Annotated in this window: 15 protein-coding genes and 1 tRNA gene; 7 read left to right on the forward strand and 9 right to left on the reverse strand. The window is 59.0% G+C overall.

What is annotated here, in order from left to right; genetic code table 11:
- Positions 1-3: 3 nt before the first annotated feature.
- The gene (locus V8J85_RS01480) at positions 4-996 is read right to left on the reverse strand and encodes an SPOR domain-containing protein (RefSeq protein ID WP_339951512.1); all 993 of its coding nucleotides are present in this window, start codon (positions 994-996) and stop codon (positions 4-6) included.
- 281 nt (positions 997-1,277) lie between these two features.
- Here V8J85_RS01480 and V8J85_RS01485 point away from each other — a divergent pair.
- A tRNA-Ser gene (locus V8J85_RS01485) sits at positions 1,278-1,367 on the forward strand.
- 108 nt (positions 1,368-1,475) lie between these two features.
- Here V8J85_RS01485 and V8J85_RS01490 read toward each other — a convergent pair.
- Both V8J85_RS01490 and V8J85_RS01495 read right to left on the reverse strand, forming a co-directional pair.
- Complete coding sequence (locus tag V8J85_RS01490; RefSeq protein WP_339951514.1) at positions 1,476-2,852, reverse strand: carnitine 3-dehydrogenase; 1,377 nt, start codon at positions 2,850-2,852, stop codon at positions 1,476-1,478.
- Positions 2,849-3,766: a 3-keto-5-aminohexanoate cleavage protein gene (locus V8J85_RS01495; RefSeq protein ID WP_339951516.1), complete on the reverse strand. Its 918-nt coding sequence runs from the start codon at positions 3,764-3,766 to the stop codon at positions 2,849-2,851. The genes V8J85_RS01490 and V8J85_RS01495 overlap by 4 nt, the downstream gene beginning before the upstream one ends.
- Before the next feature lie 728 nt (positions 3,767-4,494).
- On the opposite strand from V8J85_RS01495, the gene V8J85_RS01500 reads away from it, so the two are divergent.
- Positions 4,495-4,851, forward strand: a complete 357-nt coding sequence (locus V8J85_RS01500; RefSeq protein WP_339951518.1) for a response regulator — start codon at positions 4,495-4,497, stop codon at positions 4,849-4,851.
- Here the strand turns inward: V8J85_RS01500 and V8J85_RS01505 are convergent.
- The 4 genes from V8J85_RS01505 to V8J85_RS01520 form a co-directional block, all read right to left on the reverse strand.
- Positions 4,848-5,807, reverse strand: a complete 960-nt coding sequence (locus V8J85_RS01505; protein ID WP_339951520.1) for a class I SAM-dependent methyltransferase — start codon at positions 5,805-5,807, stop codon at positions 4,848-4,850. The genes V8J85_RS01500 and V8J85_RS01505 overlap by 4 nt on opposite strands.
- A 141-nt stretch (positions 5,808-5,948) precedes the next feature.
- A complete protein-coding gene (locus tag V8J85_RS01510; protein ID WP_339951522.1) occupies positions 5,949-6,452 on the reverse strand; it encodes a flavin reductase family protein in 504 nt (167 codons plus the stop codon).
- Positions 6,452-7,348, reverse strand: a complete 897-nt coding sequence (locus V8J85_RS01515; RefSeq protein WP_339951524.1) for an aldo/keto reductase — start codon at positions 7,346-7,348, stop codon at positions 6,452-6,454. The genes V8J85_RS01510 and V8J85_RS01515 overlap by 1 nt, the downstream gene beginning before the upstream one ends.
- Positions 7,345-8,502 (reverse strand): LLM class flavin-dependent oxidoreductase, encoded by a 1,158-nt coding sequence (locus V8J85_RS01520; protein ID WP_339951526.1) that lies wholly within the window; start codon positions 8,500-8,502, stop codon positions 7,345-7,347. The genes V8J85_RS01515 and V8J85_RS01520 overlap by 4 nt, the downstream gene beginning before the upstream one ends.
- Positions 8,503-8,604: 102 nt before the next feature.
- On the opposite strand from V8J85_RS01520, the gene V8J85_RS01525 reads away from it, so the two are divergent.
- The gene (locus tag V8J85_RS01525; RefSeq protein WP_339951528.1) at positions 8,605-9,312 is read left to right on the forward strand and encodes a GntR family transcriptional regulator; all 708 of its coding nucleotides are present in this window, start codon (positions 8,605-8,607) and stop codon (positions 9,310-9,312) included.
- 5 nt (positions 9,313-9,317) lie between these two features.
- Complete coding sequence (locus tag V8J85_RS01530) at positions 9,318-10,406, forward strand: Gfo/Idh/MocA family protein (RefSeq protein ID WP_339951530.1); 1,089 nt, start codon at positions 9,318-9,320, stop codon at positions 10,404-10,406.
- 21 nt (positions 10,407-10,427) lie between these two features.
- Here the strand turns inward: V8J85_RS01530 and V8J85_RS01535 are convergent, their stop codons facing one another.
- Positions 10,428-10,607 carry a hypothetical protein gene (locus V8J85_RS01535; protein WP_339951532.1) on the reverse strand — a complete coding sequence of 60 codons (180 nt, stop codon included), beginning with the start codon at positions 10,605-10,607 and terminating at the stop codon, positions 10,428-10,430.
- 324 nt (positions 10,608-10,931) lie between these two features.
- Between V8J85_RS01535 and dusA the strand changes: the two genes are divergently transcribed.
- Genes dusA through V8J85_RS01550 form a run of 3 tightly spaced genes read left to right on the forward strand, consistent with a single transcriptional unit; the run spans position 10,932 to position 13,543 of the window.
- Entirely contained in the window at positions 10,932-11,942 is a 1,011-nt protein-coding gene (gene dusA, locus V8J85_RS01540; protein ID WP_339951533.1) for a tRNA dihydrouridine(20/20a) synthase DusA, read from the forward strand.
- A 48-nt stretch (positions 11,943-11,990) separates the two neighbouring features.
- Positions 11,991-12,803, forward strand: a complete 813-nt coding sequence (locus tag V8J85_RS01545; protein ID WP_339951535.1) for a sulfite exporter TauE/SafE family protein — start codon at positions 11,991-11,993, stop codon at positions 12,801-12,803.
- Positions 12,800-13,543 carry a hypothetical protein gene (locus V8J85_RS01550; protein ID WP_339951537.1) on the forward strand — a complete coding sequence of 248 codons (744 nt, stop codon included), beginning with the start codon at positions 12,800-12,802 and terminating at the stop codon, positions 13,541-13,543. The genes V8J85_RS01545 and V8J85_RS01550 overlap by 4 nt, the downstream gene beginning before the upstream one ends.
- Here the strand turns inward: V8J85_RS01550 and V8J85_RS01555 are convergent.
- Positions 13,524-14,165 (reverse strand): helix-turn-helix transcriptional regulator, encoded by a 642-nt coding sequence (locus tag V8J85_RS01555; protein ID WP_339951539.1) that lies wholly within the window; start codon positions 14,163-14,165, stop codon positions 13,524-13,526. The genes V8J85_RS01550 and V8J85_RS01555 overlap by 20 nt on opposite strands.
- Positions 14,166-14,259 lie beyond the last annotated feature (94 nt).

The raw sequence follows: 14,259 nt of genomic DNA on the forward strand, positions 1-14,259 counted from the left end.
GGTCTAGCTATCCGTTTCCACAAGGAATGAATCAACAAAGCCCAGATCCTTGATCCGCGTCAGCGTCGTGTCGGCATCAGCACTTTCGGCGGGCGAGGAAACGACGCGCCAGACGGTGCGCCCACCGACCTCTTGCGCGACGACGGATGTGGGGATGTTTGCGGCGCGTAAACGATCGGCGGCTGCATCCGCATTGGCCTGCACGCTGAAGACGCCGATCTGCAGTTGTGGCCCGTCAAGGTTCGCAGATGCGGCGGCGGGTGTGGCAAGGATTGCGGTGTCGGCAGGCTCCTCCGTCGGTTCTGCGGGTGGCAGATTAACCTCTACCCGGTCCGGCGTGGCTGCGTCGGCTGCTGCCGCTGCCGTTCCGATCGCCGCTGTGGCGACGGTTGCGGTCGCCGCACTGGCCGTTTCTGCGGCCGCATCGGTCGCGGTATCGGCGGCGCCGTCGAGAGCCGTGGTTTCGACATTCACGGGTGCCGCCAGGTCAGCGACGACGGGATTTTCTTCGGATGTTTCGGTGACGGTTTCTTCACGCCGCAAGGCAACGACGTAGAGTTCGGTCGGCGCACCCGGCAGAACCCCGAGTTCTTCGGCAGCGTCGGATGAAATCTGCAGAAGCGGCCCGGGATTTTCCCGTTCGCGCCGGAACAATGCGCCGACCACGGTTTCGCCTGTGGCGGTGTTGCGGATCAGGGCGCGTTCGGGTTCGCGCACGTCGGGGTGTGCCACCCATGTGCCGCCCAGGGATGGGCGACCATCCCACAGGCCGCGATCGGTGACTTCGAAAATGTCGGGGCGTTCGACATCTTCTTCGCCGGTGGTGGTCCGCACGGTCGTGCCTGAGCTTGCCGCGGCGGTCGTGCTGTCCTCGTCGTCACCGCCGGGAAGGGCGAATTCGCCGTTTTCATCGCAACTGGCAAGGGCCAGCCCGGCAACCAATAAAAGCGACCGTCCCCATATGCCTGTGTTGTCCAGATTGATGCCTGTCATCATCCGCCCCCTTATTGCCCTGCTTTTACAGGGTTTTCGACTGTTCTTCAGCCCTTGTTTCGGTGCCACATGATGCGCTGCTCATTTTATGCGGCCCAATATTTGGACTTTACATCATGATTTGGCCGTTACGATAGCGTCGTGCATACGTTTTTGGAAGTCTTTGGGCCCGTTTGTCGGCGGATTTCCACGGAAGTTCGCGATGGTGGTTCGGTGGTTGTCCGAGCGGAGCCTGCGACAACGGCTTTTCGAATCGCACGGACGCCGATAAACGGTTCGGACGCGGAGGTTTGGCAGAGTGGTCGAATGCATCGGTCTTGAAAACCGACGGGCGTGAAAGCGTCCCCAGGGTTCGAATCCCTGAGCCTCCGCCAGAACACCACACGGGTCGGTTTGAGCCTTCGCTGTCGTCTGCGACGAGCGTATTTTGGTCGCCCGCGATTTTCATAAGATCGCCAGCAAAGCAGATGCCGGGCATGACGCTAGTCCGGCGGGGTGGTGACCGTCAGGTCGGCCAGAGTTTCGGCGACCGTGGGGTCCGGCAGGCATGTTTTGCGTGTGGTCAAGTCCACGTGCAGCATCAGGGAGGCGACCGTTGCGGCCAATTCGCCATCGCCGCGGTAGAGGTTATGGTGCAGACCAAGGCGCTTGCCTTCCTTGTCGGTCAACAGTGTCTCAACACGCAGGTGGTCGCCTGTGTGGACTTCGGCCAGATATTTGATCGTGTTTTCGACGGTGAAATAGCTTTTGCCTGCCGCAATATAGGCGGCATCGGCGCCGATCATCTCCATGAACAGGTCGTTGGCCTTGGAGGCGACGTCAAGATAATGGGTTTCGTTCATGTGACCGTTATAGTCGGCCCAACTGTTCGGCACCTGCCGCGTATGGACAAGTGGCACGGTAACGGTGGACGAGCGAAACAAGCGGTTTTCATGCGCCCCGATCACGCCACCCGCGCCATTGCCGGAGTACTTCAGCGCACGCATCATGCCGACTAGATTGTCGTCGCGAAGACGCTCCAGATCGCGGATCGACATGTGGCCGGATTGATCATCGGACTGGCCTGCGATCAGGTCGACCAGATCTTCGGTCAATTCGGGTGTATCCATCAGCTTGGTCCAGGGCCATTTCAGGGCCGGGCCGAATTGCGCCATGAAGTGTTTCATCCCCGCTTCGCCACCGGCGATCCGATAAGTTTCGAATATCCCCATCTGCGCCCAACGCAGGCCAAAGCCCATACGGATCGCGTCGTCCAGTTCCGCGGTCGTGCAGATGCCATCCTTGATAAGCCATAACCCCTCGCGCCAGACAGCTTCGAGCAGGCGATCGGCGATATGGGCGTCGATCTCTGCCCGGACATGCAGGGGGAACATGCCGATATCACGCAGGGTATCGGCGGCACGGATGCAGGTTTCGGCATCGCCCACCAATTCGACAAGCGGCAAGAGATACACGGGGTTGAAGGGGTGGGCGACGATGATGCCTGTGCCGCCCGTGTTCAATTCCGATGGTTTGAAGCCGGAGGTCGAAGAACCGATGACAGCACTCGATTTGGCCGCAGCGGTGATTTGCGCGAAGACCATGTGTTTGAGATCCAGCCGCTCAGGCACGCTTTCCTGAATCCAGTCTGCGTCTGCGACGGCCTCTGCCAAATCATCATGAAACGTCAGCGTCCCTTCATGCGGCAGGGACCGATCATAAAGCCCGGGCAGGCTGCGCCGCGCATTGGCGAGGACTTCGTCGATCTTGCGCGGGGCCTCTGGATCCGGGTCGAACAGGGCCACATCCCAACCGTTCAACAAAAAACGTGCGGCCCAGCCGCCGCCGATGACGCCGCCGCCGATGATCGCGGCCTTCATGCCGTGACCGGGGCGCGTTTGATCAGGCCCAGTCTTTCGCGGACCGCCTGCGGTCCGACGACCCTGGCGCCCATATTCTCGATCACCGTGACGGCCCGTTCGACCAGTTGGGCATTGCTGGCCAGCACACCTCTGTCGAGGAAGAGGTTGTCTTCCAGGCCGACACGCACGTTCCCACCTGCCAGCACGGCTGCCGCGACATAGGGCATCTGATCGCGACCGAGGGAGAATGCCGACCACGTCCAATCCTCGGGCACGTTGTTGACCATCGCCATCAGCGTGTTCAGGTCGTTGGGCGCGCCCCAAGGCACACCCATGCACAGCTGCACCAGCGCGGGTGTGGCGATCGTGCCTTCTTGCACCAGTTCCTTGGCGAACCACAGATGGCCGGTATCGAATGCCTCGATCTCGGGCTTCACGCCCATTTCGGTCATCATCCCGCCCATTGCCCGCAACATGCCCGGCGTGTTGGTCATGACATAATCGGCCTCTTCAAAGTTCATCGTGCCGCAATCAAGCGTACAGATCTCTGGCAGGCAATCACGTATGTGGGCGATCCGTTCGTGGGCGCCGACCATATCGGTGCTTTCGCGGTTTACCGGCAATGGCGCCTCGGTCGATCCGAAGACCATATCGCCACCCATCCCGGCAGTGAGGTTCAGGACGACATCGACCGCAGCGTCGCGGATGCGCTCTGTCACCTCGCGATAAAGGTCGAGCCGTCGCGATGGCGCCCCCGTTTCGGGATCGCGCACGTGGCAATGTACGATCGCCGCGCCGGCCTTGGCTGCATCGATCGCGCTTTCCGCGATCTGCTGTGGTGAGCGTGGGACGTGTTGCGAACGGTCTTGCGTGCTGCCGGACCCGGTCACGGCACAGGTGATGAAAACCTCGCGATTCATGGTCAATGGCATGTTGCTTTCCTTTCCACACGAGACCGCCGTTCTGACAGCGCAAAGGTCGCGTGATCGACTGGTTCAGTTTGCATCGCTGCTTCGGGTCGTCGACACTTTCACGATCCGCCGCGGCCCTTACGCAAGCATTCGCCACGTCGACAACATGCGATAAAGATATCGCAACACGCTGATGATCGACATCGATATGGCAGCGATCAAGCCAAAAGCGCTGAGCGCAAAAAGCGGTCCCCCGCCATCGGATAGGATAAAGGTCATGAAGAAAAGAACAGGCAGCAGGATGATCAAGATCGGTTTTCGCGCAGGGGTATTGGACTGTATTTGGTGCAAAGATGTGCGGTGCGCGCGCAGTGATCGTGATCTCAATGACTATCCTCCGAAGTTCTTGTTACACTATTGTATTTAATCATCTTTTTTGGTTTTTCAATGCTGTGGCATATCGTTTGGTGCAATTGTCGGGAAACATAAGGGCGGACCGGCGTGGCACGGAATATTGCCCATTTTAGCCAGTCGCCGGAAGGGATATGGTGGCGCATGCCGTGAAACGATCGTTCCGTTAATCGTGGGTTAGCGGAACTTTACTTTTCATTAACCGAGCAATACTAGACGTGCTTTCGTCGATATGAGTGCTGGTCCTATTTAATGATGAATCCTCCAAACATGGTCTGCGTTTTCTGATGACTGCCTTGCAGCGTAATCAGGCATTTATAGCGGATCAGGCTTGTTCGATGCTCCCGCAGAACGTTCTTATCGTCGAAGACGATGTGCTTGTGGCTTTGGATGCCGAGCATCTTTTGGAGCGACTGGGTATTCGCCAGACACGTCGTGCCGTTCGCTTGACCGAGGCGCTGGAGGTATTGCGGATGCAAGCATTCGATTTCGGCATACTCGATGTCAATCTGGGTGGCGAAACGGTGTTTCCGGTCGCCGATGCAATGATCGCGCGAGGAATCCCGTTTGTCTTTGCCAGCGGCTATGGTCGGCTGCCCGCCATGGCCAGCCGGTTCGCGCATGTCCCTTTGTTGGCCAAGCCTTATGACGGTGACCTGTTGCGCGACGCGATGCTTGCAGAGGACCGTCGCTAGGCGCGGGTCGCGAAAAATCCGATACAGTCGAATTTCTGGTCGGGTGTCTGCCAGGCGGTGTCCATGATCAGCCTGAGCGAATTCGCGAAGGTGCGCCGCTTGTTTCTGGGCGTTTCGCCGCGTGCGACGATCCGGTCATGAATGCTGTTTTCCCATCCACGCCACGCGGCGATGAATTGCCGTGTGTAGCCGTGATAGCGCCAGTCGATGATCTGCAGGCCGGCGGCTTTGCACAATTTTTGGAGCGAGGTTTTTGTGAAGAAATGCAGGTGCCGGGGCAGATCGAGCATTTCCGAAATCTGCGCGTTGCGTTGAAAATAGATCGCACCGCAATTCGGTACTTCGCAATAGAAAAGCCCGTCATCGGTCAGGTGATGTCGCACGTTTTCCAGCGCGCGTGTCGGCGATATGCAATGTTCCAGCACGTGGGTCATCGCGATCGTGTCGAAGGCGGTATTGCCCAGTTCGCGCGGCAGGTCTTCGGCGGTGCCCGCATAGGTTTCCAGCCCCGATTGCCCGGCATAGTCGCGCGCAGCCGCGTCCGGATCGACGCCGACAACCTGAAAACCCCGTTGCCGCATCGCCGTCAGCAGGTCGCCATTGCCGCAACCGATGTCGATGAATTTGCCTGCATGCACCGATTTTGCGGCAATCGCGTCGGCCAGGTGTGACGGCTCTTCGTCCGCCATCCAGGCGAGCTTGGTCAGGATCCTGTCGGCGAGCGTGACCGGAATATCGGGCATATGCGTTTCGGATCCTTGGGTATAGTAGGCCGCCAGATCGTAGTGCGCAGCGATCTGGTCGGGCGTCGGCATGTTCCGGACAAAGCCGCAATCGCAGTCCGGGCACCACATGACATCGCCAAAGGCAGTATCTTTGCCGGATTTGACGTCAAAAGTAAGTGAGAGCCATGGTTCGGCGTTGGTATGGCCGCAAAATTCGTCTGTCGTCCGCATAAAAAATCCACTTCAAAATAACCAGATTTTACGGCCTGAAAAATGTTGGCCGCAGATATTCAAATTGGGGCGAGCGTAAATCGCTCACCCCTACAATACGTCAAAACGGGCGATTGCGGTAAGTTTTTTGGGGTCGTGCGGTCAGACTTCGCTGAAACTGCCGTATTTTCCGGCATGAAATACCAAAGGTGCGCCACCTTTATGATGTGCCTTGGTGACAAGTCCGACGACGATGACATGGTCACCGGCATCGTGCGTGGCCTCGAGGTTGCATTCGAACGTCGCAAGCGCGCCATCGATCAGGGGCATGCCGCAATGCGATAAGTGTGTATCGACATCGTTAATGGCGGTCTTTGAACGCACGACGGCGGCGCAGACATCCTGCTGGTGGGCGCCGAGCACGTGGATGGCGAAACGCCGTGAGCCCGCGAAATGTTCGAACCTTTTCGATGACTTGGCGGGCGACCAAAGCACCAGCGGCGGGTCGAGCGAGACGCTGGCGAAGCTGTTGGCGACGATAGCGACGGGACCTTCGGGGCTGTCGGTGGTGACGACCGTGACGCCGGTGACGAATGTGCCAAGCGCATTACGAAAACTGTCTGCGTCGGTGCCGGGGTCGAAAGTCGCGATGGTGCCTGCATCCATTATGGAACCTCTTGCCCTAGGGCGGCTGTGTAAAGTTCGAACCAGGTCTGCCGGTCCATTTTTACATTCAAAGCGTCCGATAGCGATTTGATACGGTTGAGATTATTCGTTCCCATAACCGGCATGATGTTGGCTGGATGCGCGAGCAGCCAGGCCACGGCGACGGCCCCGATATCAGTGTCGTTGGTCTGCGCCACTTTGGTCATGGCTGTGCGCAGTTCCGCATTGCCTTCGCCGGAAACCAGCGCGCCGCCACCCAGGGGCGACCAAGCCATGATCGGGATGTTCCGCTCTTGCAGGTAAGCGACATCACCATTGGTAAAGCCTTTATGGGCTGATAGCGACAATTCGATCTGGTTGGTGATGAGCGATGTTTTCATCGCTGATTGCAGCAGCGTCCAGTCGTGGAGTTTGAAGTTGGACACACCGACACTGCGCACCTTGCCGCTGGCCACGATTTCGTCGAGCGCTGCGCCGGTCTCTTGATGGTCCATCATCGGGTCGGGGCGGTGAATGAGGAGTGTGTCGATCTTGTCGATGTTCATCAGACGAAGCGAGTGGTCGACAGACGCGATGATGTGGTCGCGGCTGGTGTCGTAGTATTTCACGCGGGCGTCGCTGTAGCGACCCATGGGGGCGACGATATCGCATTTGGTAACGATCTCGATCTGGTCCTTGAGGGCAGGGGCGGTCTTGAAGGCATTGCCCAGCACTTCCTCGGCCGCGTAACCGCCATAGATATCTGCCTGGTCCATCGTGGTGATGCCCTGTTCCAGACATGCCTCGATCTTGGCCTGCACATGGGCGGGCGAGGTGTCGCTGTCATCGCCCAGCCGCCACATCCCATAGATGATGCGGCTGAAGGAAAGGTCGTCGGTAATCTGGATGCGGTTCACGTGCGCGGTCCTGTGCCCAATGGGGTCGCTGGTGTTTCGGATGGCACACGGCCGTATTCATGCGGCAGTGAGCAGGTTTTCAAGTTCGGCATGACGCGGCTGCCGAAATGCTTGGCCTCGTCGATATGCGGGTAGCCAGAGAAGATGAAAGCACGGATACCCATCTTTTGATAGCCTTCGATTTTCGTCATGATCTGGTCGGTCGAGCCGACAAGGGCCGCGCCGCAGCCAGAGCGAGCGCGCCCGACACCTGTCCAAAGGCCGGGTTCGGTGTAGCCGTATTTGTCGGCCAGCTCGCGGGCGCGTGCCTGATGGGCGACGCCGAGGCTGATGCTGTCATGCGCCCGGTCGCGGATCAGTTTGCCGTATTCGTCATCCAGCTTGCTGGCGATGTAGTCGGCGTATTCCTTGGCTTCTTGTTCGGTGTCGCGCACGATCATGTGGACGCGCAGGCCATAGTCGAGCGTGCGGTTATGGGCCGCGGCCCGTTCGTTCACGTCCTTCATGCGCTGTTCGAGCATGTCGGTCGTTTCGGGCCACATCAGGTAGACGTCGCACTGCGCGCCGCAGAGTTCGAGGGCGGCTGGCGAGTAGCCGCCGAAGTATAGGAGTGGCCCGCCGTTTTGTTGATAAGGTTTTGCGGGGTCGGTGGGGACGTTCTTGAACTGGTAGATCTCGCCGTCGTGGTTGATTTCGTCCCGCGTCCACGCCTGACGCAGGATTTCGACGACCTCATGGGAGCGTTTATAGCGATAGGCGCTTTCGGCCACTTCGCCGGGGAAATCGCTGCTGATCACGTTCAGCGTCAGCCGACCCTTAAGCATGTGGTCCAGTGTCGCGACCGTGCGGGCGAGCATGATCGGCTGCATCTCACCGCAGCGGATGGCGGCGAGAAAGTTCATCTTGGTCGTCAGCGGCGCCATGCCTGCGACGAAGGACAGCGTGTCTTGGCCGACCTGATAGGAAGACGGGGCGAGGATGTTGCGGAAGCCCTGTTCTTCGGCGGTCAGCGCGATGTCGCGGCAGTGCTCCCAGGATGAGCGCAGATCGCCGTCGGGGACGCCCAGGAATTGGTAATCGTCCGAGCAGAGGGCGGAAAACCAGCTGACTTCGGCGCCGTCAAGATCGGCGCTGGTGACCGGAACGATGGTCATTGATTCTTATCCTCCCCTTGGCGTGTTCGCTCTTGCGTAACATGCGAATTTCAGTGCAACAATAGTATATCAATTTGCGTGGTTGCCAAGGGAGGGGCCGCTGTGGCGAAAGCCTCTGCCTTGCCGAAATACATTCAGGTCAGTGAGATGCTGATGCGCGAGATTGCCGCGGGGCATCTGGCAGATGGTGCGCGGTTGCCGCCTGAACGCGAGATGGCGGATGATCTGGGGCTTGCCGTGGGCACGCTGCGCAAGGCGCTGGCGGATGTTGAGGCGAAGGGGCTGCTGGAGCGCGTGCAAGGGTCTGGTAACTATGTGCGGCACAAGCCTGTGGTGGACTCGGTCTATGCGTTTTTCCGGTTGGAACTGCTGAAAGGCGGAGGATTGCCGACCGCCGAAGTATTGTCTGTCGACCGGATGATAAAGCCCGCCGATGCACCCGATTTCGGGCGAGACACCCACGGGCACCGCATCAGGCGGGTCCGGTCGCTGGATGACACGGTTATCGCGCTTGAAGAGATATGGCTGGATGGTGGGCAACGTGACGTCATCGGGGCTGATGACTTGTCAGAGTCACTTTATCACTTTTATCGCCACGATCTGGGGTTGGTGATCGCAGCCGTCGAGGATCGGATAGGTGTCGCAGACATGCCGGAGTGGACACCGGATGATTATCATCTGAAGGCCGGACAGGGCACCGGCTATATCGAGCGGGTCAGCCGCGATGGGGCCGGGCAACCGGCGGAATTTTCACGCACCTGGTTCGATCCGGATCGGGCGCGTTACGTCTCACGCATGGGTAAAGGTTAACAATCGTGGAAACGGTGAATTACGGCCTGATCGGCTGCGGCATGATGGGCCGCGAACACATCCTGAATATCAATCTGCTGCCGCATGGGCGAGTGTCGGTGGTCTATGACCCGGTGACGGAATTGGCCGAGTCAGCTGCGACGTTGGCGGGTGACGCCCATGTGGCGTCGTCGTTGGAGGACCTGCTGGCGTTCGAGGCGCTGGATGCGGTTGTCATCGTCAGCCCCAATTATCTGCACGTGCCGCAGTTGCAGCAGATCGTTGCGACCCGGCCACTTCCGATCCTGTGCGAAAAGCCATTGTACACCAAACCGGAAGATGCACCGCTGATCTCTGATCTGTTTGCCGATTACCCGCATCCGGTCTGGGTCGCGATGGAATATCGCTATATGCCCCCAATTTCCGCCCTGATCGCGCAGGCGGAACAGGCGACGGGCGGGATCAAGATGCTGACGATCCGCGAGCATCGCTTTCCGTTCCTTCCAAAGATCGGCGACTGGAACCGGTTCAACGCCAAATCAGGCGGGACATTGGTCGAAAAATGCTGCCATTTCTTCGACCTCATGCGTCTGATCCTGGACGACGAACCGGTGCGCGTGATGGCCAGCGCAGGCCAATCCTTGAACCATATTGACGAGCGTTACGATGGGCAGGTGCCGGATATCTGGGACAACGGCTATGTCATCCTTGATTTTGCGAAGGGTGCACGCGCGATGCTGGAATTATGCATGTTCGCGGAAGGGTCGAAATGGCAGGAAGAAGTGAGCGCCGTTGGTCCCAAGGGCAAGATCGAAGCGCTGGTGCCAGGGCCGGGGCGGTTCTGGCCCAAGTTGTTGGGCACACCACCGGTGCCGCAGCTGATCATCTCGCCGCGTGCGCCGAAGGGGCCGTATGTCTCTGAAATTCCGGTCGATCCCAAGCTGTTGGAAGCGGGCGATCACAATGGGTCGACCTTTTATCAGCACCAACGGTTCAACGCGGTCTTGCGTGGCGGGGGTGAGGTCGAAGTGACGTTGTCGGACGGCGCCAAAGCCATCGAAATCGGGTTGGCTGCACAGGAAAGCGCACGGACGGGGCAGGCGGTCACGCTTTAGCGCAACGGCCCGGGCCCGCTCTTATTCCACTGCGGCGATGTTGGCCGACAATGTGACGACGCAATCATCGCCTTCGCAGGTCACGTATTTGGACGGTATGTGGACCCGGCCAGCACTGGTCGAGATGATGTAGGCATTGTTTTCGTAGCCAACGTAATCACCCAATATCGTAATTCCGTTACCGTTAAGTGTGAGGGCCATTTCGTCTGCCGACGTCGCTATAGGCGTGAAAGCCATTACAGTCGCGACAATCATGAATTTGGATACAATGATATTTTGTTTGCGCATATTACCACCTAGACAGCTACAAAATTGACTAAATTATGCCACAATTATGTCCGGGTTTGGCTAAGTGTCAATGAAATAGTGCGGCGCATTTTCTTTGAGAGACAAAGGTGTCGCGCCGTCACAGCGGACCGTCACGAAGTGTGTTCCAGACAGGCGACCGTTGCTAAATCGATTGAAATCAGACACATGAAGCGATCCGCGAAGCAGGCGAACCAAAGTGGAGAATTCAGGAACGGCATGAGTAGCTTTTCGGAAACCGATCTGCGCGGCCACGCGCGCCTTTCTGTCGCACCCATGATGGACTGGACGGATCGGCATTGCCGGTATCTGCATCGGCTGATGTCGCGCCATGCATTGCTTTATACCGAAATGGTGACGGCCCCGGCCGTGCTGCATGGCGATCGGGATCGTTTGCTTGGCTTCGATCCGGCCGAGCAACCTGTCGCGCTGCAACTCGGTGGTTCCGATCCGGCACAGCTGGCAGAGGCGGCGCGGATCGCCGCGGCGTATGGTTATGCCGAAGTCAATCTGAATTGCGGATGTCCGTCGGATCGCGTCCAATCCGGGCGCTTTGGCGCCGTACTGATGGAAGAGCCGGCGCTGGTGGCGGAATGCTGCAGCGCGATGATTGCCGCGGTCGATATCCCGGTGACGGTCAAATGCCGGATCGGGGTCGATGAACAGGACCCAGCGCAAGTTTTGCCGGACTTTCTGGAGAAGGTGAGTGGTGCGGGCGTCAGCCGCTTTGCGGTTCATGCCCGAAAGGCCTGGTTGCAGGGGCTGTCGCCCAAGGAAAACAGGGACATTCCACCGCTGGATTATGATCTGGTGTTGCAGATGAAGGATCGGTTTCCACATTTACATCTGTCGATCAATGGCGGCATCGCGACGCTGGATCAGGCCGAGGCATTCCTTGCGCAGGGGCTGGATGGTGTGATGATCGGGAGGGCGGCGTATCATACGCCCAGCGATGTGCTGCTTGAGGCGGATGCGCGCATTTTCGGCAATCCGGCGACAATCACGGCGGAGGACGTGGTGCATCGCATGCTGCCCTATACCGAAAGTCATCTTTCGGCGGGCGGGCGGCTGCATCAGATCACCCGGCACATGCTTGGCCTCTTCCACGGTAAACCGGGGGCGCGGAAATGGCGATGGGCTTTGTCGGAAAACGCCCATCGCGAAGATGCGGGCATCGACGTTGTGTTGAACGCCTTGACCCATGTGTCATCGCTGGCGGTCGCTGAATAATCGGCCTACACCAGAGCCACGTTGAAACGACCCAAAGATTGAACAGCTATGGATGATGTATTGGTGTTGGCTGCGATGGCAGTCATGTTGCTGGTAACCGGGGCCGCGGCGGGTTTTTTGGCCGGATTGTTCGGGGTCGGTGGCGGGATCATTCTGGTTCCGGCGTTCTTTTTCGTTTTCAGCGCGCTTGGTTTCGATAGCCCGCAGCTGATGCAGATTTGTCTGGCCACGTCGCTGGCCACGATCATCGTGACATCGATCCGGTCGGTTCTGGCTCATGATCGCAAGGGCGCGGTCGATTGGTCTGTGCTGACAAGTTGGGGCCCGGGTATCGTGATCGGCGCTTTGGCGGGTGTTTTCATAGTGGCTCTCCTGCCGTCGGGCCTGTTGCAGGTGATCTTTGGACTTTTGGTCGTATTTGTTGGCCTATACATGTTTCTGGGCCAGGCGCGCTGGCGTTTGGGGCGCCGGATGCCCACGGGTATACCGCGCGCGGGCCTGTCTGCGTTGACAGGGTTTTTGTCGGTGTTGATGGGCGTTGGCGGTGGGTCGTTGGGCGTGCCGGTTATGACCCTTTACAACACGCCGATCCATCGGGCTGTAGGCACGGCAGCCGGTTTCGGTTTTTTCATCGCGGTGCCGTCAGTGATCGGGTTTTTGTTGGTCGATATCGCGGTCGCACCGCCGTTGACCTTTGGGGCCATCAATCTTGCCGCATTCGGTTTGATCGTTCTGATGACCCTGATCACCGCCCCGATAGGAGCGGCGACAGCGCACCGGATGGACCCGCAACCACTGCGCAAGTTTTTCGGGATGTTTTTGGTGCTGGTCGGGTTGGTCATGTTGTGGCAGGCGTTTTGAACGCCAGTAGCGCGCTTGACCAAGACGGCTATGCGGTGTTTCCGGTTGAGAGCGCCGTGTCGGCATGGGCTGCGGCGGCTTTGCCTTTGGCGACCGAGGTTGCGGCCCGAGATGATGCGCGCCGACATGGTGGGACGTGGTCCGTCGGGGTCGATGCGCTGCCCAATGCGCCGGACGGCAGCATTGGTGGGGTCGCCTTGACGGGCACTTGGCTGGACCATATCGAACCGCCAAAGGTGTGGCATCGCGCGCAGGTCTCCACAGTGTTTCCCGGATATCCACAGCAGGATGCGGATGAAAGCGATGCCGCCCATACCTACCGGATCAGGCGTGACGCGGCCCATGTTGATGGATTGCTGCCCGTTGGCCCAGATCGGCGGCGATTTCTGTTGGAGCCGCATGGGTTCATCGCGGGTATTCCGTTGAATGATGTCGCAGCCAGCCCCTTGGTCGTGTGGCCGGAGAGTCATCGGATCATGGGCCGGGCATTTGCCGCGTTGTTCGAGGGAGTCGGCCCCGACGGTTGGGCGAATGTCGACATGACCGACGTCTATCAGGCAGCGCGGCGCGAGGTGTTTGCCACCTGCGCGCGCGTACCCGTGATGGCCCGACCCGGGCAGGTGGTGCTGTTGCACCGACATCTGCTGCACGGTGTCGCCCCTTGGAAAGGTCACGCGGGGCATGTGCCACGGGTCGTCGCCTATTTCAGGCCGCAGATCGCTATTGAGAATTGGCTTTAGCTGCGCCTTCTAATTTTCTGAAATCGTGTAATGTTTTTCCGCCTTCATCGACGAACAGACCGGGGAGAACCTGTATTTCCGCCATATCGTCCAAACGCAGATCGGCAAAGCATCCGTCGGTTTCGTTCCAGACGATACAGGTCCAAAGGCGCCCCCAGAACATCAGCTTGAGCGGCCGCGCGATCAGGCGCCCATCGCCGGACCTGATGTCGAGCTTTTGCCGGGCGCGGATCGCTTGTCGGATCGTGGGCAGAAATCGCAACGCCTGTGCCGCTGATGCAAACGGGGGGACCGCCAGCGTTGCGGGGTCGTCGGGCATAATCGCATCGAGCTTGGTTGCAAGGGCGCTTGCGATGCTGGACAGTTCACTGTCGGCACCTTGCGCCACGGCAGAAAGACCAAGCTGCAATGCCTCGAGTTCGATCGTCGTCAGGTGCATCGGCGGAAGGGTGACGGTCTCTTCCACACGATACCCCGTCCCACGTTCGCCCAGGACCGGCAGGCCGGATGCAATCAATGTCTCCATGTCGCGGTAGATGGTGCGTGGCGACACATTTGTCTGCGCCGCCAGGTCCACTGCTTTGTGCAGGCCACCACCCCGCAAGATGTGTGTGATTTTCATAAGCCGTTGGGCGCGTGACATGGGGGTGATTGACCTCTTGCTGCTCACAACTGACATTTTTCTGTCACAAAAGGTCACCAAGTGCATCACAAAT

The sequence above is a fragment of the Yoonia sp. 2307UL14-13 genome (genome assembly GCF_037572755.1).
Lineage (GTDB): Bacteria > Pseudomonadota > Alphaproteobacteria > Rhodobacterales > Rhodobacteraceae > Yoonia.